The sequence below is a fragment of the Psychrosphaera sp. genome (assembly GCF_982872775.1).
Genome location: NZ_CEYNSH010000014.1, coordinates 15,412 through 32,654, shown reverse-complemented (window position 1 = coordinate 32,654; position 17,243 = coordinate 15,412). Strand labels below are relative to the sequence as shown.

Below are 17,243 nucleotides of genomic sequence, written 5' to 3'. Positions count from 1 at the left end.
AAAAAAAAGACTGCCGAAGCAGTCTTTCAAGTCTCTAGCTAACAAGTTATAAGTTTTCTTCAAATAACTTGTAAATTCGACGGTACTCATCAAGCCAACTTGATGGCTCTCTAAAACCATGCGGCTCTACAGGGTAGATTGCAGTCTCAAAATCTTCCTTTTCTAATTCGATCATACGCTGGACCAGACGCACAACGTCTACAAAAAACACATTGTCATCGATCATAGGTGCATTTATTAAAAGCGGTTTCGACAAACCTTCTGCAAAATAAATTGGAGAGCTTCTTCGATAAGCTATCATATCGTCTTCTGGGCGGTTAAGGATATTTGACGTATAGCCATCGTTATAATGTGCCCAGTCGGTAACTGGCCTTAAAGCCGCACCAGCTTGGAACAAGTCAGGCTCGGTAAACAATGCCATAAAGGTCATAAAGCCACCATAAGAACCACCGTATGTGCCAACGCGTTCACGATCAACATTTGCGTTGTTTACCAACCAATCAACGCCATCAACCAAGTCTTGAGTTTCTGGTGTGCCCATTTGACGGTAAATTGCAGTACGCCAGTCACGGCCATAACCTTTAGAAGCACGATAATCCATATCAAGAACGACATAACCTTGCTCCGCTAACATATTATGGAACATAAATTCTCTAAAGTAACCTGACCAGCCTTTATGGCTGTTTTGTAAATATCCTGCTCCGTGGTTAAAGATTACTGCACGGCGCGCTTCGCCTTCCTTGTAGTTTTCTGGAAGATAAAGGCGTGCATAAATAGGCTTATCTGTGTGACTCGAAGGTACAGCAATTATTTTAGGTGCCTTGAAAGGCATCGCCTTAAATTCTGCAGATACGGTATCAGTAAGCTTAGTTGTATGCTTGGAAGATAAATCTACCAAGTAAAGTTCAGTTGGGCGCAATAAGCTTGAGTGGGAAATCAACAATTTTGACTCATCTGGGCTCAATTTGTAATTGTTATCACCAATTAGTTCTGAAGTTAATGGCGAAGGTGCGCCTTCTTTCTTCGCTTCACTACTTAGCCTATAGATATGGTATTCACCAGGATGATTAACATTGGCTCTAAAGAAAAAAGATTTACCTTGTTTGTCTAACTTTACTTGTGAAACCTCAAATTCCCCTTTAGTCAGCTGTTTAGCACGTTTGTCTTTCAGCTGCTTTGTGTAAAGGTGCGAGTATCCACTCTCTTCTGACAGGTAATACAACTTTTCTGAGTTAGGGAACCAGCCAAAGTCATTGAAGGTATAGTTAATCCACGCATCATCGTGTAGTTGATGTTGGGTGAGAAATTTATTCTTTTTAAAATCGACAGTAGCTAACCAACGGTCTTTGTTATCCCACGCTTCCAGCATGATTGCTACTTGGTTCCCTTTAGGGTGCCACTGCACTGCTGATTGATCCCATGTCCAATCGACGATCAAGTTAATGTGTCGAGGAGATGGTTTTGATTCGTACGTTTTACCTAGTGCTTCAGCGTTCTCAGCTTTAACACTTGCGAGGACATCTTTATCAAAGTCAGGCAGGTCAGAAATAGCTAACTCTTTTACTTCTTTGGTAATCAAGTCAACAACAAAAAATGATTGTTGGACTGGCTTCGCATCAGCGACACGACGTCTTACTTTTTCAAACTGAATGCGACCGTCTTGGCCAATATAGTTCGGCATTAAATCGTTTTCGCCACGACGTTGTGTTTTAGGCGCAGTGACAACCAGCACCTTATCGCCCTTCGGTGACACTTTCGCGGTTCTTAACAGCTGCCCCTTGCCAAAATAAAACGTTGGCTTGTTGGCCGCTTGGTTTTGTTCTTTTAGTTCTTGAGCATGAGAAAAGCGCTCTTGCTTTTTAGCAAACTCTTTTGCCACATACCCTATTAATTGATGTTGTTCTTTAGCAATAATGTCTTTAGGACCTTCAGGGGCCGTTGGTGCTTCAGCCATTACAACGTTAAACAACTCTTTTGTTACATTGCTATCAAGGTCGACCGTAAAAAACGTTTGCCTCTGCCAATAACCCAAAGAGCCATCTAACAACCATTGCGGCGACGATTCTTTCGCTGAGGTAAATGTAATCTGTCTGGTTTTGTTCGATCGTAGATTCGTTACAAAAATATCACCATTAAACACGTAGGCTGCATGGGTATCGTTATAAACAGTTTGAGTTAGTTTGACTGTATGTAATGCATCGAGGCCAACTTGAGCCGCTTTGGTTTTGTCGCTTCCAGCCTGTGTATCTAATCTAACAACTTTATCTATCGCACTATTCGCCACGTTTTGTGTATAAGTAATGTGGCGACTATCAGGTAACCATTTTGCACCTTTAGGGGTGTTTCCAATCCAAGAAGGATCTGACATGATTTTTTCAAGGGTTATCGCTCTGTCACTAGTTGTAACTGTTTCACTTGAACTTGCTACGGCATTAGCATTTCCGATGATTGCGACCGCGCCCAAGACCGCAGTAGACAAAAAGCGTGTAAGCTTATAGTTTTTATAATTCATAAATTTCTTTTTTGATTTTTTGTTAAATTTTTGTGTTTTTATTTTGAATTTGTCAGTGACCAAGTTGAAAGTCGCCCTACCACTTTGGTTAACGTATTTGCAGACACTACCCCTAGCTTCTCTACTAGGTTGTGTTTGATTTTGTATTCAACACTAAACACATCGAACGTTTGGTGCGATTCTAAAACCAAATCATCACTTGTTTTAATGTCATCGATAAGATTTAACTCTTTAGCTTGAAGACCATACCAGTGTTCACCTGTCGCAACTTTATCTATATCGAGTTCACTGCGGTTTTTCGAAACAAAGTCTTTAAATAAAACATGAGTGTGCTCTAGTTCTTCTTTAAACTTCTCTCTCGCTTTATCGGTATTTTCACCAAGGACAGTCAGCGTCCGTTTGTATTCTCCAGCTGTGTGCTGTTCGATTTCAACGTCATGTTTTTTTAGTAACTTATTGACGTTTGGTAATTGCGCGACAACACCAATAGAGCCCAAAATCGCAAAAGGCGCTGCCACAATCTTATCAGCGACACAGGCCATCATATAACCGCCACTAGCCGCTACCTTATCTACGGCCGCAGTTACCTTAATATCTTTCTCTTTTAGACGGTTAATCTGTGATGCTGCCAGTCCATATCCATGAACTAATCCACCAGGGCTCTCTAACTTAATTAATACTTCATCGCCTGGTTGTGCGATTGATATGATAGCAGTAATTTCTTCGCGTAGAGACTCTGTCGCACTCGCTTCAACGTCGCCATCAAAGTCAATAACAAACATCTTTGGCTTTTTAGTTTGCTCGTTATTCTTATTTTGTTTTTTTTCTTTCTTAGCTTTGTTCTTTTGTTCTTTTTCGTATTGTTTTAGTTCGTCTTTGTCCAACATAGATTTTCGAAGAGAATCTATTTCGTCTTCAAACTCATCACTTAAACACTCAACGACTAACTCACCTTTTTTGTTTTGTTTTTGTTTTACCGCCGCACCTACAAATAACCCGATAATGACAGCAACACTAACAACAATAGTAACCGCCTTGGTCAGAAACAGGCCGTATTCATATAAAAATTCCAATCTATTCTCCTACTTAGAATTTGTGATTTCGTTATTGTTTCACAACATAAATAAATTGCATAAAAAAACCAGCCGAAGCTGGTTTTTTGTAAGATAAAAAGCTAATTATTCAGCAGTACAAACTTCTGGGTTTGCGCCTTTAACTAAACAAGCGTTAAAACCGCCTTCTGAAACAGAAACAATTGTTCCTTTACTTAGGAAGAACGTGCCTGCCATTGCTTGCGCTTCTTGGTTAACCGCACCAAACAATGTAGGGTAAGCTCCTTCTAATTCAGTAGCTGGACTCAACACAGTTGAGTGCGCACCATATCTGAATTCAGCAATCGCTTGAAGTGAACCTTCCGTCGTCATCAGCGCTTGTTTATCAAGTTTAGTTAAGCCCATTTGTGCTTCTAGACCTGACGTACCGGCTAATGGATTAGTCGAAACGCTGTTAGGTACAACTTGGTCTGGCTTGTTCATGCCACCCTCATCCAAATCACCAACCATTTCATAAACTAATACTGGTGTTTGAGTCGCAACTAGCGTTTGCGCATAGTTTGTAGGGTCAGCTGCATCGACAACTGTTTGTGCTGCAAACGAGAACGATGCAAAGGCTGCGGCTGCATCTGCTTTTTGCTCGTCTGTTGCGGTCGCCATTAGCGCTTCATATGCACAAACTAAAGCAACATTTTGGTCTACGACATTACCTTCAGCATCAAGTGCCGCGGCACAACTCGGGTTTGCTGCGATGATTTGCATGTACTCTTCTGGAGCTAGCTTTGCCATAAGCGCTGCTGTTAAGTCGTTTTCAAGACCTGCAATAACTGATGCTTTAACCAACGGACCAAATGCGCCTGACTCTAGCAAGAAGTTACCTACGCCTGCACCAGGGTTAGCTAGTACAGAACTGGTGATCTTATATAGTGCGTCCAGTTCTTCTACACCCGTTGGGCTATTTGCAACAGCGGTGAAACCAACGCCAGTAATGCCGCCCAGCGAGTGACCAAAGTAATGTACTTCACTAGGGTCAATCGTCGCTACCGTTGGGTTTGTCGCATCAACCATAGCGTTAAGTGACAGTCTTAGTTTTAAGCCATCAGCAATAGATTGACGCATATTGTCACGACCTGACAATAAACTCGCAAGGTTTAGGTAATTTGTTGCGCTGCTACCCTCTACAGAGCTAGACGCATTGATTACCGTACCATCTTCTAATGTGAAGCCGCGTTCGCCATGTAATGGGTGGTCAATTGCAACGGTAGCAAAACCCATCGCAGATAGAACGCCTGTTATCGCAAGCATATCTTCTTTCTGAGACGTAATGCCATGTTGTAAAATAACAACAGGCCAGCCTGTCATTGGCTTAGCTAGATCCGCTGGTAAGCCAAATGAAGGACGAACCATGTTCGCTACATCTGGATTAGGTAAAGTAACCTGTACGTTTACGTCTTGCATCGACTTAACCGCTGGGATTGGATTGTATTTGGTCAAGTGACGGAATTCATCAATGCCAAAATCCGCTAAACCAAATTGAGAACACAATTCATGGTTATCACCAGCGCCGGCAGATAGTGCCGCTTTCTGATCATCTGATAATGCTTGTAACATGACACCAGAGTCACATGCAGCTTCCCAACGACTTGTTAGTGCTTTCATGTCAGAATCAAGGTAATAAGGAACGCTTATGCTACCTGAGTAAAGGTTACCCGATTTAAATAGCAAGTGAGTCGGGTCCATTGGATCTGAAGGAATTAAACCTTCAGCCGCTAATGCATCTGCTACAGAGATGCTTACAAATGTATCGGCAGCAACTTGAACCTGGACAGGTGCGATAACGGTAGCTACAGCACTCGCATCAACAGCGGCAGTCTCACCGAAAACCTTACCATTTAATTGTTTTACAACTTGAAGTGGATCAGACGCTGGAACACCTGCAGATTGAACCGTAAACGCTTGTGTGTAAGTAATCTTTGATGCATCAGCATTTAGATCAGACTCAAGCACGTCTTCAAAATTATTGATCATTGTTTGTAATAAACGAATACCTGCTTGTGTCGCATTTAATTCGCTATCTGGAATAGACGGCAAAACAATTGGAGAAGTCGCTATATCGGCCTTAAGTGATGCGTACGTTTCAGACGGAGCAAGTGAATTACCTGCGCTATCCTTGATATCATCAGTTAGTGCAACTACATAACTTGCACCAGCCATAAATGGCTTAAGGGGCACAATTGCAATGTCTTTACCACTAATTGTTGCTACAAAATCAACACCAAAAGTTAATTCCTTGTGACCTTTACATAACAAGCCAGCTTTTGTCGCATCTGAACAATCTGGATCTGTTAATGATGGAAATTTTTCTACTTGATACAACGCAACAGCACCAGGGGCAATAGTAGCTGGGTCAATTGATAATTCTTCGCTTTCAAAATCTAGGGCGATAGTAAAAGAGTTTTGAGTACCCCAACCGTCTAGCGCACCAATCGCAACTTGTGGATTACCATAATCTAGGCCTTCACCCGCTTCTTTTTGTGCAACTTCTGCAGGAATTTCTAACGTGCCGTCAGTAGTGCCACTAAATAGCAGGTCGTTCGGAATCGACAACTCGCCATCAGATGGATTAAATACGGTTCTTACTCGAGGCGTTGTTGCTTCGGCAACAGCGGTCGCTTTAATTTCAGCTTTTTGTTGAGCGTTTTCAGCCTGTACGTCTTCTAAAGTCGTATCATCACAGCCTGTAAGACCCAACGCACTTGTAATCGCTATACTAAGTACTAATTTTTTCATTGTTCTCCCCAGAGTCCTTGTTTCTTTATATTTTATTATTGTTGCAAAGCCACATCGCGTACCTTCGCTTATTAATTTGGACATTTTTAACAGCTTAGACCAGTTAAAGTTACATTAGAAAAAAAGAATAAGCTAGCCCTTACAATAAATTGGATGTAAAAAATTGTAGCGAATAATGAATTTAATTGCGATGCCCTGTAACATATCTAGCATAAATTAAATTATTGAAGTGAATTATGAACCTTTCTGAGTTTCCCAAAAACAATAAACTATTAGAAAACAAAGTGATCTTGGTGACTGGTGCTGGCGATGGTATTGGCAAACAAGCCGCTTTAACATTTGCTCAATACGGTGCCGAACTTATTTTATTAGGTCGAACAGTAAAGAAGCTTGAAGCCGTTTATGATGAAATCGTTAATAATGGTGGCAAAGAACCTGCAATAATTCCGTTGGATATGCAAGGTGCCACCGTTAGAAACTATCAAGACATGGCTGCTACTATTGAGAATGAGTTTGGTCGTCTAGATGGACTGCTAAATAATGCGTCTATACTAGCGAGTCTTAACCCAATCGAGTTTGCGACGGAAGAAAGCTTTGACAAAGTCATGAAGGTTAACTTTAAAGCGACTTTTTTCTTAACCCAAGCATTGTTGCCGGTATTAAAAAAAGCAGAAAACCCATCCGTTATATTTACTTCTAGCTCGGTCGGTAAAAAAGGCAAAGCATTTTGGGGAGAATACGCCTTTTCAAAGTTTGCTACCGAGGGCTTAATGCAAACAATGGCAGATGAATACGATCACACGAATTTACGCGTAAATTGTATTAATCCAGGCGCAACCAAAACTAAAATGCGTGCAAAAGCATATCCTGGTGAAGATGTGACAAAATTAAAGACGCCTGAAGAGTTAATGCCTGGTTATTTATACCTAATGTCAGACGACAGCATTGGAATAACCGGTCAATCAATTGACTTACAACCCAAATAGCCAGTTGTCATGTTAAACGAGCGTTAGACCGTTCTATAATACTAAAAAAGGCACTTTAATCAGTGCCTTTTTATTAGCTAGAATTGGATAATTCGAGCTACTGGGTTGAGATGCCGTTTTTAATCGCTTTCTCCATTGTCTTCTTTTTCCTTCGTTGCACTCGCCTCTTCAACAGTCAAAACAATTGGAAGCGTCAGGGTAAATTTGGTTCCTTTACCCACTTCACTCCATGCCTCTATCTTCCCACCTAACGCCTCTGTAACGATGTTGTAAACTATGCTCAAACCCAGTCCGCTACCACCACTACCTCGTTTGGTTGTGAAGAAAGGATCAAATATTTTTTGAAGGTTTTCCTCGCTTATACCTTTACCATCATCACTGATCTCGACAACTGCCTTATCATTTTGTTGCGTACATTTAATTTGAACCATACCAACTTCGTTCTCATCATAGGCATGAATTAAACTGTTAAGTAATAAATTAGATATAACTTGTGAGAATGCCCCCGGTTGAGTTGATATTGAGAGGCCTTCCTCACACTCTAAAAACAAATCTATATTCGTTGGTTTAAACTTCGGTTTAACCGTATCCATTACTTTATTCATATAACTATTTAATTCAATTTCCCTTATGTCGATATTATTCTGATCGACGGCCACTTCCTTAAAGTTCTTTATTAGTGTAGAAGCAACAGATAATTGGTCATTCATCAACTCTACAAGGTTTTTGGTTTCTTCAATAAACCCATCAAAATTAGAAGCCGTTAGTTTGCCGGTGTTTTTGTTCGTCTCTAATTGGAGTAGTTGGCCTTCTATTTGGCTTATACCAGTTACCGCTACACCTAAAGGCGTATTAATTTCGTGTGCGACACCCGCGACAAGCTCACCGAGTGACGCCATCTTTTCTGCTTTAACCAACTCACTCTTAGTGTCATGAAGTTCTTCTAAAGCATCAAGCAACAAGGCATTGGCCTCTTGAAACTCTTTTGTTCGTTCATCGACCGCGAGCTCTAAGTTTTCTGTTAATTGTGTTAACTGCGCGGTTCGCTGTGAGACAACAGTTTCTAAGTTTTCGTTCATTTTCCAGAGACTATTAGCCATCTGGGCAATATTTTCTGTTAATGTTTTTATCTCTAATGGGTCTCTTGGCTCACTGACAATGGGGATATGCTTTTCCCCTTCCGCTACTTTTCCAACCGTTTGATTGATCCTTCTAATAGGGCTAGTAATTTGCCGGCTAAATAACCACCCTATAACCCCGGTAATGAGCATAGCTATAAAAAATGCAATAATGAGCTGTGAATAAAATTCGTCTATACCTACAAACACTTCAGATTTATTTAGGTTTACTTCTAATATGACATTTCGACCGCTCAGACGCCTTGATATTGTAATAAACTCTTCTCGGTTGTTAGAGAAGGACGACAATAAACCATCATATTCAATGTTATCCAAGGTTTTATCAGTCTTAATTGATTGTTTAACCTTCAAGGTTTCGATATCGACCCAAGTCCCTACAGCTGTCAACGTTAATACTCTGGTAAATCCCCCTTCTCCTAAACCTGTTTTGTCATAAAAGGCTTCTACAAACCCAGTCACATCAATAATGATATCTAGCTCAGCTATCAGTTCATCTTGATAAACAACAGGCTCATTTAAGTGGATATATGTTTTGCCAATTGTTGTTTTGCTAATCTTGTGGAATCCAAAGCTATAACCTTCACTTACATCTCTTAGAATTGCTCCCCTTTCTACTTCATTTAGAAACCCGAGACTTGCTATAGGTTCTCTCTCTGGCGTTAAAATACTCAACTTAACCAACACACCTGATGACTCTAGAATGTCATTGAGTATATTCCGAAGCTTTACATATTCGTTAGGATCACCACTTTCATTATACTCACTTATGATTGATGCTAACTGCGAGTTATTTGATATCAAAGCCGCGGATTCCGTCCAACTGTCTAGTGCCTGACTAACTTTGATTTCTTGGTTTCTAATTAATGCATCAAGTCGTTGTGTGAGAGAGGTGTTAATGTAGTTTTGACTAAAGTTTACGGTCAAAATAGCTAACATTAATAACGCTGCAAGCGCCGTTCCCATTACCAATATCAGAGTACGTAAAAAAATTGACAAGACCGCAATCCTCTTCTATTTAATTAAATGTAGACAGGCAGTTACGCACAACCACCGCTGCCACCTATAATTAAAAGTAGCACAAAATTTTAGATTAACTATGGGAACAAAAATCTATGTCCAACGATGGTTTAGATAGTGCATTTGTTTTTGCACCTGAGGCAGAGGTCGTAGCCGATGAGGGAGCAGAAGAGCACTCTCCATGGAAGGTATTAATTGTCGACGATGAACCTAGTATTCATAAAATTACTGAAATTGCATTGGGTCAATTTAAGTTCGCTGAGAAGCCACTTGAATTTCTACATTGTTATTCCGGAAAAGAAGCTTGTGAGTTGTTAGCGAATGAAAACGATGTCGCTGTCGTTTTACTTGACGTTGTCATGGAGTCCGATGATGCGGGCCTTAAAACCGTCAACCACATTCGAAATGAACTCGATAATCACAATGTCCGAGTCATATTAAGAACGGGCCAACCTGGTCAAGCTCCAGAAGTAGAAGTCATTGAACAATATGATATAAACGGTTACACAGAAAAAACAGAGCTGACCGCTAAAAAGCTTCACTCAGTGGTTTATACAGCGTTGCGTTCTTACCGTGATATTATTGCCCTAGACAAACATCGCCTCGGTCTTGAAAAAGTGATTGATGCGACTGCTACAATACTTGAAAAAAATTCCATAAAAGGCTTTGCTCAAGGCGCACTCGAACAACTAGCAGCGATCTTGTACTTAGAGGACGACGTATTTTTAATGGAATATGACGCACTTATGGCTAAACAAGACGAGCAGGACCTGCAGCTTATTGCCGCTGTGAAGCAAGGCAGTGACCATCAAACCAGCGAATTGTCTATTGATGACTCAGAACTATTTAATGAAGTTAAAGATAAAGCCCAAGAGACGACACAAAGCCAAATTATAACCGACAAAAACAGTATTACTTTCTCCAACGTATACGGCGGCAAAAAATTGGTTTTATGTATTAAAGGTTCTACAGAAATAAACCATATAGATTACTCTCTCATTGAACTGTTTTGTAAAAACGTATCTATAGCGCTTGAAAATATAGAACTTTATGAAGATGTCACTAATACACAAAAAGATATTATCTACTCGGTTTGTGAATTAGCCGAATCACGCTCCAAAGAAACTGGTAACCACGTAAGAAGGGTCGCAATGTATTCTAAGTTGATGGCTCAGAAATATGGTCTTACAGAGCATGAAATTGATGAGTTATATTACGCGTCGCCACTGCACGACGTTGGAAAAGTTGCGATTCCAGACAGCATATTAAACAAACCGGGTCCTTTAGATCCAGATGAATGGGAAGTAATGAAAACACATGCTGAAGTAGGCTTTAATAGTTTACGTCACATGGAAAAACCAATATTTCAAGCGGGTGCTATTATCGCTGGACAGCATCATGAAAATTGGGATGGCTCAGGTTATCCCAATGGTTATAAAGGTGAAGAGATCCATATCTATGGTCGAATCACCGCCGTTGCCGATGTATTTGATGCGCTTATGAGTAAACGTTGTTATAAGCCTGCATGGGCGCAAGAGGACGTAAATAAGTTTATTACCGAACAGAAAGGTATAAAGTTTGATCCTAAGTTGATAGAGATTTTTGAAGAATACAATAGTGAATTTGTTGAGATCTTCGAGCAATATAGGGATGAAGTTTTAGAGAAAACCGCCTAATGTGTCCAATTCAATAGCTAACCTATTTTGCATTTAGCCTGCCCCATAATACAAAAGGTCACTCTTAAGCAGTGACCTTTTTAAATAAAACCGATTATACCAACAGATTATCGCTTTTTAGTTTGTCGAATTTTGTGTTTTTTAACCGCTCGTTTAATTCGAGCATGCTCGACACGCCTTGTCTGGGCCGTCTCTTTTTGTACGTTCGGGTTAAACTCGCGTAACTCACGGTCCAAACCTACCTTTTTACGCAGGGTGTTAAGGTCATCTAGCCCTAGCTCTTTCCAGCCGCCTTGAATCAGCCTACGGTCTAATTTTACGTCTGCGTATCGAACACGTACTAATCGTGAAACAGTAACATCTTGTGAAGCCCACAAGCGTCTAACCTCACGATTCCTGCCTTCACGAAGACTTACGGTATACCACTTGTTTTTACCTTCGTCATTCATGTTGCGTTCGGCTTTGACTTTGTCAAACTTCGCTAACCCGTCTTCAAGTTCTACGCCTTTAGTGATGTTTTGTATTGTTTCGTTGGTTACCTCACCAAAGACTCGGACTGAGTATTCTCGCTCAATTTCGTAACTTGGGTGCATTAAACGATTTGCTAATTCACCGTCATTGGTGAAAAGCAGTAAACCAGAAGTATTCACATCCAAACGACCTATACCAATCCAACGACTGTTTTTGAGTTGTGGTAGTCGATCATATACCGTTGGACGCCCCTCAGGATCTTTTCTTGTGCACATCTCACCTTCAGGTTTGTTGTACATAAGAACGCGACAAATCTCTTCTTCTTTACTGCGAACATCAACAATATGCCCATCAACACGAATCGTTTCTGTGCCGTCTACTCGGTCACCTAATTTTGCAACGTTACCATTAACACTGACTCTATTATTGGCAATGTATGATTCCATTTCTCTTCTAGAACCTACGCCAGAACGTGCTAATACTTTTTGTAACTTTTCACTCATCTAATTTAATTCTCTTTCTCAGTTTAATGTGGTTGCTGAGTTTTAGGCTCGGATGGTTCCGGACCTGATAATTCATTTTCCAATCGCAATGCTACCGCTTCTAGTGTTTCAGGCTCCATCAATTGAGGTAACTCCGATAAACTACGCAAACCAAAATAATCTAAAAATGGTTTGTCAGTACCATACAAGGATGGTCTACCCGGCACTTCTTTGTGCCCTATCACTTTGATCCAATCTCTTTCTATAAGTGTCTTTATGATATGACTACTTACTGCGACGCCTCTTATATCTTCGATTTCACCACGTGTTATCGGCTGTTGATAAGCAATTAACGCTAGTGTTTCCAACAACGCACGGGAGTACTTGGTCGGCTTTTCTTGCCATAGTTTCGAAATCCAAGGTGCAAACGCCTCTTTAGTACGAAAAGTAAAACCACTCGCTAACTCAACTAAGCTAATGGCTTTATTTTTATAATCCTTTTGTAGTTGAATCAAAGCATCTTCAATTTCTATTTTCTTTATAGATGTATCTGCAAATACCAAAGCCTGAATTTTATCTATGGTAATTGGCTGCTTACTGGAAAATACCACCGCTTCAACAATGCGTTTTAGTTCATTCTTTGAAATATTACTCACTGCTATCGACTCTACAGGATTAATCATAGTCGGCCTCACGGTATTTTACATGGATTTGGTTAAAAGCCGAAGCTTGAATCACATCTATTAGCTTTTCTTTGAATAATTCAAGAATAGCAAGAAAAGTAACAACCACTCCGGGTTTACCCTCTTCGACACTAAACAGACAATTAAAATCTACGAACCCATCCGCTTCCTGAAGTTGCGATAGTATCTGAGACATGCGTTCACGAGTCGACAAACGTTCCTTAGATATTTCATGATGCGCAAAAGCATCTACTCTTTTTAATACCGCCTGAAATGCAACTACTAGGTCTTGAAGAGACACCTCTGGCTCAGGAACCTCTAACTTAAGATTGTTGGGCTTTTTAACTTCAACCGGGAAAAAGTCGCGCTGTGCTCGTGGTAACGCATCTAGGCTTTGGGCAGCGTCTTTAATTACTTCATATTGCTGAAGGCGACGAATTAATTCTGCTCGCGGATCTTCTTCTTGATCATCTTCAAAGTCGTGTTTGGGCAAAAGCAGACGTGACTTAATTTCCGCTAACATGGCTGCCATTACTAAGTACTCAGCAGCTAACTCAAGCTTGAGTTTACGCATCACCTCAACGTATTCCATATATTGTTTGGTGATTTCAAATATCGGTAAATCAACAATATCAAACTTTTGTTTTTTGATGAGATACAACAAAAAATCCAACGGCCCTTCAAATGCTTCTAAAAAAACTTCGAGTGCATCGGGCGGAATAAATAGATCTTGAGGCTTTTCAATCACTATCTCGCCTCGCACTAAGGCAAGCGGTAGTTCTTGTTGAACCATTTCTGTTGTATCAATTTGATTTTGCACAGACTTCCCTGCTTACTTAACCTTTTAGCCTATTCTACTGAAATTGACTGACGTCACCTTCACCTTCTCGAAGAACAACTGGCTCGCCTTCTGAAAAATCAACAACTGACGTAGGTTTTTCACCTAAGAAGCCACCATGAATGACCAGGTCTACTTGCTTTTCTAGTCGCTCTCTGATCAATTCAGGGTCTGACTCAGCAAAGGTATCACCAGGTAATAACAGTGACGCCGACATTAGTGGTTCTTTTAATTCTTCTAATAATGCCAATGCAATTTTATTGTTCGGGACTCGGATTCCGATTGTTTTTCGTTTTTCATTTAACAATCGTTTAGGGACTTCTTTTGTCCCCTTGAAAATAAATGTAAACGGACCAGGCGTTAGCGAACGAATCGCTCTAAATGCTTGGTTGTCGACTCGCGCAAAATTGGCAATTTCAGAAAGATCGCTACAAACCAACGTAAAGTTGTGGGTCTTATCGAGTTTTCTGATACGAGTGATCTGCTCCATGGCTTTTTTCTCGCCAATAGCGCAGCCAATCGCATAACCAGAATCAGTCGGATAAACAACAATGCCACCCTTGCGAATTATTTCAGCAGCTTGGCTAATTAATCGACCTTGTGGATTGTCTGGATGAATGTGAAAAAATTGGCTCATAATCTACTCTTACTTTTTGCCTGTTGTAGTAATTGGTTACAACGTGGCTTGTTTTCATTTATGTTAATACAGACCAGCGGCTATGTTCCCAAACAGGGCTACAATGCTCAGTGACCGATAAGTTACGGCCTAACTCTGTCCAACGGCCAATATGGTGAAAGTCAGAACCTTGCGAACTCATCAAATCATTTTCATGCGCTAATTGCGCAACAAACTTCTTTTGATCTGGGTTCATTTGGACTAACCCTACTTCGATAGCATCACCACCTGCCAATTTAAACTCACTGATCAACTTTCTTAACCACTTATTTGATAAATCGTACCTAACTGGGTGCGCCAAAACTGCTATTCCACCAGCTTCTCTAATAGAACGACAAGCCTCCTCAATAGTGCACCACTGCGGTGTCACAAATGCGCTTTTGCCTTTACCTAAATATTTTTTAAATGCTTGATCAAAGTTACTAATATAGCCCAACTCCAAGAGCGCTTTAGCAAAATGGCTTCGACTAATTGATTCGCCACCAGCAAGCTTAGTTGCTAATGCTACTGTGCCAGACAATCCTTTCTTTTCGAGCTTTTCACCTATTTTTTGTGCTCTCTCTTGGCGCTTTTGTCTTTGCTCCGCTAACAACGTATTTAATTGTTTCGATTGAATGTCAATACACAAACCAACAATATGAATATCGAAGCCGTTCCATTTTGTCGATATTTCGACGCCAGCAACCAAATCTAGTTGAAGCTTTTTACTGCTAATTTCGTCGTAAGCAGCCTGAACTCCTGCAACCGAATCATGATCTGTGATGGCCAATACGTCTACCTGTTTTACTGATGCGCGCATCACTAACTCACTCGGTGTTAGAGAGCCGTCAGATTCAGTAGTATGACTGTGCAAGTCAATTTTCAAAAACGACACCTTTTATAATTCAGTTTTTCTAGCGCGATTATGGCATATACCGTTATGTTCTACCATTTAATCGCATTCTATTTGAATTTGGCATTGACAGTTATGCTAAAACGCGTTTTTATATAGGCACTTTAAAAACAGATAGATACACAGAAGAGACAATTTAATGATTGCTTTACATTCAACTCGTACTTGGCATTGGTGGTGGATTCCTAATTAACGCGGGTGGATGATCTGTATCTGGCTTTTTATAGCACAAATTCATAATCAAACCCGCTTTTAGCGGGTTTTTTTGTATCCAAAATTAGCCAACTAGTTGTTGGTGACAGAAAACTTAAAGAAGAGAACGATGTTATTCAATCAAATAACAACCAGTCCGGGCGAAGTAACAAGCATTGGCCTTAAATGTGACTATGTGAGTGAACCAACAATAACGTTCGAGCGCTTAACACAGAACAATAAATACAGTTTGTTGCTTGAGTCCGCCGAAATTGATAGTAAAGATGAATTGAAAAGCATCATGTTGATAGACACCGCCGTTGTCTTTGAGTGTTATGGGCTCGAAGTAAATGCAAAAGCGCAAAATGAAAATGGTCAAGCAGTCATCAGCCACATGCGAAAAGTATTTAATTCTTCCCCTTACAAAGAAAGTGTCACTGTCAAAACAAACAACGCAAGTAAAGATAGTGAGTTCGATGCACTTACTGTCGTTTTCAAAAAGCAAGATAGCGACCTTGATGAAGAACAAAGGCTTATTCAAATTAATGCGTTTGAAGTTTTAAGGGCGGTCATCAATCAGATAAAACACAATGAAAAAGAGCCTTATGCGTTATTTCTAGGCGGTGTATTTGCATATGATATGTTGGCGAATTTTGAACAATTACCAGACGTACCAAATGGCGTAAACAACACACCAGACTACGCCTTTTATCTTGCAGAAACATTAATGGTGATCGACCATAAGAAAAGAACTACTGAACTCGTTGGTAATGTATTTAGCGGTGAGTCTGTTTATCAAAACTGTTTTGCTGTTGGTAAGAGACTCGAACAAATCCAACACATTTTATCAGAAGACATTAGTCGAGACGTTAGTGCAGATCAGCAATCGTTAGGAAAACAAAAAAGCATTGATTTTGATTTGGCAAAACCAGATGTATCCGATTCTCAATTTAAAGAGCAAGTCAGTAAACTAAAAAATAACATAATCCAAGGTGATGTTTTTCAAGTAGTACCTTCTCGAGGTTTTACCTTACCTTGTAAAAATGCCATTGCAGCGTACAAAGAGTTAAAAAGCGATAACCCTAGCCCTTACATGTTTTATTTAAGACACCCTGAGTTTGAACTTTTTGGTGCATCACCAGAGTCAGCTCTAAAGTACGAGGCGAATACAAAACAAGTAGAGGTTTACCCAATTGCTGGGACAAGAAAGCGAGGGTTCAATCCAGATGGGTCAATTAACAAAGACTTGGACTCTCGAATAGAATTAGACTTGCGAAACGATCACAAAGAAGTGTCTGAACATACCATGCTAGTTGATTTGGCCAGAAATGATATCGCTCGCATAAGTGAAACAGGCAGTCGTTATGTTAAAGACCTTTTAAAAGTCGATAGGTATTCATATGTCATGCACCTCGTATCTCGTGTTGTTGGTACATTACGAGGAGAGTTAGACGCACTTCATGCATACCAAGCCTGTATGAACATGGGAACGCTAGTTGGTGCCCCAAAAATTAAAGCCGCTGCACTTATTAGAGATGTAGAACAAACTCGCCGTGGCAGTTATGGCGGCGCAGTAGGCTATTTAAATGGTCGTGGAGACATGGATACTTGTATCGTTATTCGAAGTGCTTATGTCAGTAATGGTCAAGCTTACGTGCAAGCAGGAGCAGGCGTCGTATTCGATAGTGATCCTCAATCAGAAGTAGAAGAAACATCGAATAAAGCACGTGCTGTTATCAAGGCAGTATTGAGAGCAGGAGTATAAAATGGCTGAAATTATATTTATTGATAATCACGACTCATTTACATACAACTTAGTTGATGAGTTAAAAAAGCT

Annotated in this window: 12 protein-coding genes; 3 read left to right on the top strand and 9 right to left on the bottom strand. The window is 40.3% G+C overall.

Features of this window, described 5'->3' with window-relative positions:
• Positions 1–46: 46 nt before the first annotated feature.
• From AC4E96_RS06050 to AC4E96_RS06040, 3 genes are all read right to left on the bottom strand, one after another.
• A complete protein-coding gene (locus AC4E96_RS06050; RefSeq protein WP_490255199.1) occupies positions 47–2,512 on the bottom strand; it encodes a S9 family peptidase in 2,466 nt (821 codons plus the stop codon).
• Positions 2,513–2,550: 38 nt separating this feature from the next.
• The gene (gene sohB, locus AC4E96_RS06045) at positions 2,551–3,585 is read right to left on the bottom strand and encodes a protease SohB (protein ID WP_490255198.1); all 1,035 of its coding nucleotides are present in this window, start codon (positions 3,583–3,585) and stop codon (positions 2,551–2,553) included.
• Between the two features lie 105 nt (positions 3,586–3,690).
• Positions 3,691–6,354 (bottom strand): VolA/Pla-1 family phospholipase, encoded by a 2,664-nt coding sequence (locus AC4E96_RS06040; RefSeq protein ID WP_490255197.1) that lies wholly within the window; start codon positions 6,352–6,354, stop codon positions 3,691–3,693.
• 236 nt (positions 6,355–6,590) lie between these two features.
• Here AC4E96_RS06040 and AC4E96_RS06035 point away from each other — a divergent pair, with 236 nt between their 5' ends.
• On the top strand, positions 6,591–7,340 hold the full coding sequence (locus AC4E96_RS06035; RefSeq protein ID WP_490255196.1) for a YciK family oxidoreductase: 750 nt from the start codon (positions 6,591–6,593) through the stop codon (positions 7,338–7,340).
• Between the two features lie 119 nt (positions 7,341–7,459).
• Here the strand turns inward: AC4E96_RS06035 and AC4E96_RS06030 are convergent, their stop codons facing one another.
• A complete protein-coding gene (locus tag AC4E96_RS06030; RefSeq protein ID WP_490255195.1) occupies positions 7,460–9,415 on the bottom strand; it encodes a sensor histidine kinase in 1,956 nt (651 codons plus the stop codon).
• Between the two features lie 176 nt (positions 9,416–9,591).
• Between AC4E96_RS06030 and AC4E96_RS06025 the strand changes: the two genes are divergently transcribed.
• The gene (locus AC4E96_RS06025) at positions 9,592–11,172 is read left to right on the top strand and encodes a DUF3369 domain-containing protein (protein ID WP_490255194.1); all 1,581 of its coding nucleotides are present in this window, start codon (positions 9,592–9,594) and stop codon (positions 11,170–11,172) included.
• Between the two features lie 107 nt (positions 11,173–11,279).
• Here the strand turns inward: AC4E96_RS06025 and rluB are convergent, their stop codons facing one another.
• The 5 genes from rluB to AC4E96_RS06000 all read right to left on the bottom strand — a co-directional run bounded on the left by rluB (position 11,280) and on the right by AC4E96_RS06000 (position 15,187).
• Positions 11,280–12,146 (bottom strand): 23S rRNA pseudouridine(2605) synthase RluB, encoded by an 867-nt coding sequence (gene rluB, locus AC4E96_RS06020; protein WP_490255193.1) that lies wholly within the window; start codon positions 12,144–12,146, stop codon positions 11,280–11,282.
• Positions 12,147–12,169: 23 nt separating this feature from the next.
• Positions 12,170–12,808, bottom strand: coding sequence for an SMC-Scp complex subunit ScpB (gene scpB / locus AC4E96_RS06015; protein WP_488033076.1), 639 nt, complete (start codon positions 12,806–12,808; stop codon positions 12,170–12,172).
• Positions 12,801–13,601 (bottom strand): segregation and condensation protein A, encoded by an 801-nt coding sequence (locus AC4E96_RS06010; protein ID WP_490255221.1) that lies wholly within the window; start codon positions 13,599–13,601, stop codon positions 12,801–12,803. The genes scpB and AC4E96_RS06010 overlap by 8 nt, the downstream gene beginning before the upstream one ends.
• 61 nt (positions 13,602–13,662) lie before the next feature.
• A complete protein-coding gene (locus AC4E96_RS06005; protein WP_488033075.1) occupies positions 13,663–14,283 on the bottom strand; it encodes an L-threonylcarbamoyladenylate synthase in 621 nt (206 codons plus the stop codon).
• Positions 14,284–14,341: 58 nt separating this feature from the next.
• Positions 14,342–15,187, bottom strand: coding sequence for a PHP domain-containing protein (locus tag AC4E96_RS06000; RefSeq protein WP_490255192.1), 846 nt, complete (start codon positions 15,185–15,187; stop codon positions 14,342–14,344).
• Positions 15,188–15,536: 349 nt separating this feature from the next.
• Here AC4E96_RS06000 and AC4E96_RS05995 point away from each other — a divergent pair, with 349 nt between their 5' ends.
• Positions 15,537–17,171 (top strand): anthranilate synthase component 1, encoded by a 1,635-nt coding sequence (locus tag AC4E96_RS05995; RefSeq protein ID WP_490255191.1) that lies wholly within the window; start codon positions 15,537–15,539, stop codon positions 17,169–17,171.
• Positions 17,172–17,243: the final 72 nt, after the last annotated feature.